Here is a 5,236-nt window from a genome sequence, read left to right as displayed (position 1 = left end):
TCTTCGACTGAAAATTTTCTCCTTGACATAATCCTACTAATTTAAGGGGTTTAATTAGTAGAATCCAGTTCCAGGTTTTTAGGGGGCTAGTACAAAAATATTTGATTCGACCAAAGCACTTTTTGAGGAAAATAAAAATTTCAATCCATCAATTGAGGAATTAATTATTGATTATAAGGATTGTAAGGTTAAAATCTATAACATTTATGAAAATGCAATTGAGGAATGTTTTGATAAAATAATGGAACAACTTTGTGTACTAAGATTAAGTGACAAAAAGCTCTTTAAAAAAATAAAGACAATTCATTTACCAATTTTCAATTTTAAGGACTGGTATAAAATATGTGATTATAGAGTCCTTTTGAATATTGACGAACCTATTACAAAATTGGCTAAAGATGACTTTTTCAATTATTGGGGTATATCAAAGAAAAAGAATAATTATGTCTATGATGTGAAAAATATAAAAGTGTTCAAACAGAAATTTTATACTCAGAAAACTTATGAAAAATTATATAACAAAGCTTTTGAAGAAAGAAACTAAATGATTAAAAAACCAGCTACAACAAAACATATAGCTTATGGCGAGTGAACGAACGGTTGCCAGAAATGTTTTCGTTCCGTAGTCAACTTTTTTTTCGGTGGACAGGGACGTGCCCCCCGCTGGGCGTAGTTTCTAACTACGTCCAAGCGTCATCCGGTCTCCGAACGGAATTTGGAGAAATGCAAAAAACTATCCTTCGCGTCGTTCTAGAGAACGATTTACACACCGACGTAGTCGGAGACTACGCCGAACACGGGCGTCGGTTCACACCCTGAGGCATAGCTTCGCCACGCATTTGCTTCAAAATGGCACGAATCTCCGAATGATACAGGTTCTACTGGGGCACTCCAGCAGCAAGACCACGGAGATATACAGCCATGTCTTGGCTGTTTCCAACAAAAATGTGGTTTCGCCGCTGGATCAAATCGGCGAATTGCTTAATTTGGGAACACAAACATCCAAGAAAGACCCTCCGCACAAAACGGATATACACGAAACTGGGGGTGGGGGTTAGATTTATACAGATGTTATGCCTCATTTTAAACGACAAACCTAAATGGAAAGAATCGAAATTTATTCAAGTAAAAAAAAGTCATTACTGTTATTGATAGGTTCAATTGCATTTGTTGCTATTGGAGTTTGGTTACTCTTGGAGGCGGACAACTTTACTGGTTGGAGAGCGAGAAACCCAATTTTTACACGAGGAATTGCAATTGCATCAATTATTTTCTTCGGACTCGGAATTTTTGTTGGAATTAAAAGACTAATAAAATCAGAAATTGCATTAATTATTGACTCAAAAGGACTTAATGTAAATCCGAAAAAATCACTAACGGAATTTATAAAATGGACTGACATAAAAGGTTTTGAAGAAATTAAAATACAAAGTACTAGAATTGTTATAATCGGAATAAAAAATCCTGAATATTGGCTTGACAAAGAGACAAGCGGATTTAGACGAAAACTAATGCAGTTTATTATTAACAATTATAACTCACCATTCAATATTGCATCTGCTGGACTTGACATAAGCTCGGACAGTCTAATCGGAACATTAAATAAATATTTTGACAGATATAAAAACGAGGCATAACAAGGTATTGCCAAAAGCGGGGCTGAACGGCTTCGATTAGGCATTTGTATAAAATTCAACTTTCGTTCTTCGATTGAACTTTAGTGCTAAAAAGTCCCGCCTTCGGCAACACCCGAAACGTTATGTGAGATTTTAAAGACCGACACCAAATGATAAATTTTTTCAAAAAAAATAAACCTGACATTCAAGAAGAATGGAATTCAAAAGGAGAGCATTATGCTAAAGAAATCAACGAAATGGTTGAATTTGGCGAAAAAAATGGTTGGGAAAATTGGAAAGGAAAAGAACCCGAAGATAAAAGAGACCATTTAGCTGAAGAAGTAATTCGTCAATTAAAACAAGCCAATATCGAAAAAAGAGTTGAGCGTTTTAGAAATGATTTTCCACCATCACACTCACCAATTATTTCCTTTTTAGAAAAGCAGTCCCAAAGTATTGAACAACTTCACTTTATTAATGACCAAAAAATAGTTTTCCTAACAGGTACTGCATATCAAAAAAGACAAGCATGCCTACTAAATAATGACCAGACATTAGAACTTGATAAGAATATTAATGCTATTGGAAAATCTAAGCAGGATAACGTTTTTGCCATAGCCACTGAAAGCAAAATATCGACTTTTAAAAGTTGGGAAGGAGAACTTATAAGTGAATTTACACTTAATGAAACTGCTAATCTTGGAATTACGGAACTCATTCCATTCAATGACGGACATAAACTCCTTATAGTAACATCTGAAGGAATTTACTTGGTATCCAAAAATGAAGAAAAACTTATTCATCCGTTAAATGAAGAAAACGAAGAAGATTGGTCTTCAAATATTGACATGGAAAATGCAACTTTATCCGATGACAATGAATTCATTGTTGTCGGTGACCAATGTTACGACCATAGAATTTTAGACTCCAATGGTAACACTTTAGGTAGTATTGGACCACAATCATCCTATCCTCATTTTTGTTTATTCTCAAAAGATGATAGTCAGCTAATATCCAATTCTTGCCATTTCTACAACGGTGTGACTATTGGAATTAATCCTGACAGATTTATTGGTGTTAAAATTGAAGCATATACAGAAAGTGACGATTATAAAATAATTGATGAAGAAATGAGAGTTTATGTTGGCTTGGCTACAAGAAACTATTATATACTTGGAGATGCATATGGCAACATTAAAGCAATCGATAAAAACGGAAAGAAAATTTGGAGACATTTTTTAGGTTCAACAATAAGTGGAATGACGATTTCTGATGACGAACAAAGTTTATGGGTAGGTTCTTCAAGTGGCATTTTGCATAAACTAATATTAGGAAAAGGACATAGGGACAAGCATACAATAGGAAATGGAAATCACTATGAAGAATTCAGACTACTAATTTGGAAAAATGAACCTCAAATATGGAAATGGTAATAAAAACCTCACATAACAGCACCTACCCAAAAGTGGCGACTCAGTGGTTAAATCAAGCTTTTTGCTTCTATCAAAGTTTGTGTTTAATTGAAAGCGAAGTACTTCGAAATCGCCACCTTCAGGTAGCTGCAAACGTTATGGGCAAGCTTAAATAAACAACAGTGCATCTATCAAACGAAATACAAGAACGACTTGAAAAGTTGAAATCTAATGTAAAGTTAGCTTCGACAATTGACGGGACTTTTCCCGACAAGTATTCTTTTTTCAATAACGCAGGTAGAAGTTTCAGGACTGAGTTCGCATCAACGGACAAGGACTTTTCAATTGTGCTTTATGAGCGGACAGACAAACAAAACTATGAGAACTGTTTTGCAAGAGGACTGTTTACTGACCTTGACAGAATTACAACGGTTATCGACCTTTGGGTTGACAAGCAAAAAGATATTTCAGAAATCAAAAGCGAATTTGGTGAACTTGAATTGTATTCAGACTTTGTATTCAAAAATCCAAACCACGACATTGATAAGGCTTGGACAAAGGTTAAGAATATGTTCTTTAACGACACTGAATTTTGGAAACAGCCTGAATGGAAAGAAATATATTTAGAAATGCTAAATGAAGCAAAACGACATACAGCGTTTGAAAATTATTTTCCTTTCACAAGTCATTATTGGTTGCGGTTTAGTGTTGACAAAGACATCAAAGAAACATGGACGCTTGACACTTATATTGTTCCGACAATGTATAGTGACGAAATTCCAAATACGCTTGGCAAGTTTTATGTTTCATACAACGACAAACCAATGGGCGGACAGTTTTTTGAAACAGCAAAAGAAGGCCTTGACTTTTACGCAGACAAATTGAAAGAAAAGAAACCAATACAATGGGACAAAAACTAACAATGGAAAGAAAGCCAGCCCATAACAGCACCTACAAGAAATTGGCGGTTCAGTGGTTATATGAAGTTTTATGCTTCGTATCAAGTTCAGTGATGGCAGACAGTTTTCATCTCCGAAATCGCCAACTTCTTGTAGCTGCCAAACGTTAGGTGAAATTTTAAAAGTATGGCACCAATCCGACAACTTTTCGAGGGACTTGAAGAAAAAGTTCAGGAACTAGGAATTGAATTTAATCTACCCGCGACCATTGAGGAAATCGAAAGTTTGGAAAGTGTTGTTAAGCGACAATTACCTCAAGAACTTAAGGACTTTTATGGCTTCTGCAACGGCTTTGAAACCGACGATACCCTTTTTCGTGTATTGCCAATCAGCGAGATTTTGACTTATAAACATGAATTAACTAGCTCTTGGTTCTATTTGGCGGAATATATGATTTATAGTGACGACTGGAAAGTTCAACTACTGAACAATGGGAGTTATGTAATCACAAACGATAACCATGGGTCAGAAACTCCAATAACTTTAACGAACTCAATTGCGGAATTTCTACAACGGTATATGACCGGCGGAGGAGTATTTGGAGAGACCGGATTATATCAATGGTTGGAAGAAGTAAAGAACCAAAATAAAAACTTCACCTAACACCATGTTTAAATTATGCCCGGGTGACGTGGTTCTCGAAGTTTTCTGCTCTTTAGTTACATTTGTGAAGCTCGAAACGGAAGTGCTGTAAATCGGACATAATATAAACACTTAACGTTACAAGCAAGCCTAAAAGACGACACAGAAAGAAATGGAAATTTGGCAATACATAGAAATTTTAAAACGACCTAACAAGACTTGGTTTTTCTCAAAGGACAACATCGAAGAGAAAATCAACGCCTTGACTAAAATTGCCAGTGACGGTTATCCAAGTCTTATTTACAGCTTGACAGAATTTCTAAAAAACGACAACAAAGAAATAAGAGAAACCACTTCCAAGACAATTACTCACCTATTCAAAAAGATTGAAAGCAAAAAAGGATATTACGATACTCTTAAATATTGCGGAATTTCAAAAAGTGACATTGACTTCTACGAGACTAATTTTTCAAAAGAACAATTTGTTGAGTTGTTAGCTATCAGTTCATTAAACAGTAATGGATACGTTAGAGAAAAAGCAGTTAGAAAACTTTCACAAGTTGACAGCTCAAGTGTACTAGCCCCCTAAAAACCTGGAACTGGATTCTACTAATTAAACCCCTTAAATTAGTAGGATTATGTCAAGGAGAAAATTTTCAGTCGAAGA

6 protein-coding genes are annotated in these 5,236 nt (G+C 35.3%); all 6 read left to right on the top strand.

What is annotated here, in order from left to right:
• Nucleotides 1-695 precede the first annotated feature (695 nt).
• The 6 genes from HNQ92_RS28465 to HNQ92_RS28440 all read left to right on the top strand — a co-directional run bounded on the left by HNQ92_RS28465 (nt 696) and on the right by HNQ92_RS28440 (nt 5,158).
• On the top strand, nt 696-1,058 hold the full coding sequence (locus HNQ92_RS28465; RefSeq protein WP_184180277.1) for a tyrosine-type recombinase/integrase: 363 nt from the start codon (nt 696-698) through the stop codon (nt 1,056-1,058).
• A gap of 42 nt (nt 1,059-1,100) precedes the next feature.
• Entirely contained in the window at nt 1,101-1,637 is a 537-nt protein-coding gene (locus HNQ92_RS28460) for an STM3941 family protein (protein ID WP_184180274.1), read from the top strand.
• Nucleotides 1,638-1,786: 149 nt separating this feature from the next.
• Nucleotides 1,787-3,049 (top strand): hypothetical protein, encoded by a 1,263-nt coding sequence (locus tag HNQ92_RS28455; protein ID WP_184180271.1) that lies wholly within the window; start codon nt 1,787-1,789, stop codon nt 3,047-3,049.
• A gap of 200 nt (nt 3,050-3,249) precedes the next feature.
• Complete coding sequence (locus HNQ92_RS28450) at nt 3,250-3,948, top strand: hypothetical protein (RefSeq protein WP_184180268.1); 699 nt, start codon at nt 3,250-3,252, stop codon at nt 3,946-3,948.
• A 165-nt stretch (nt 3,949-4,113) separates the two neighbouring features.
• Nucleotides 4,114-4,590, top strand: a complete 477-nt coding sequence (locus tag HNQ92_RS28445; protein WP_184180265.1) for an SMI1/KNR4 family protein — start codon at nt 4,114-4,116, stop codon at nt 4,588-4,590.
• A 151-nt stretch (nt 4,591-4,741) separates the two neighbouring features.
• Nucleotides 4,742-5,158 (top strand): hypothetical protein, encoded by a 417-nt coding sequence (locus HNQ92_RS28440; RefSeq protein WP_184180263.1) that lies wholly within the window; start codon nt 4,742-4,744, stop codon nt 5,156-5,158.
• Nucleotides 5,159-5,236: the final 78 nt, after the last annotated feature.

The organism is Rhabdobacter roseus (genome assembly GCF_014202275.1).
Classification (GTDB): Bacteria; Bacteroidota; Bacteroidia; order Cytophagales; family Spirosomataceae; genus Rhabdobacter; species Rhabdobacter roseus.
Note: the sequence above shows the minus strand (reverse complement) of the source record. Positions and strands in the feature narration are given on the sequence as shown.

Bases quoted from the DNA above. Each gene is read 5' to 3' on its own strand.
- HNQ92_RS28460 (WP_184180274.1), top strand. From the start codon at position 1,101: ATGGAAAGAATCGAAATTTATTCAAGTAAAAAAAAGTCATTACTGTTA.
- HNQ92_RS28455 (WP_184180271.1), top strand. From the start codon at position 1,787: ATGATAAATTTTTTCAAAAAAAATAAACCTGACATTCAAGAAGAATGG.
- HNQ92_RS28445 (WP_184180265.1), top strand. From the start codon at position 4,114: ATGGCACCAATCCGACAACTTTTCGAGGGACTTGAAGAAAAAGTTCAG.
- HNQ92_RS28440 (WP_184180263.1), top strand. From the start codon at position 4,742: ATGGAAATTTGGCAATACATAGAAATTTTAAAACGACCTAACAAGACT.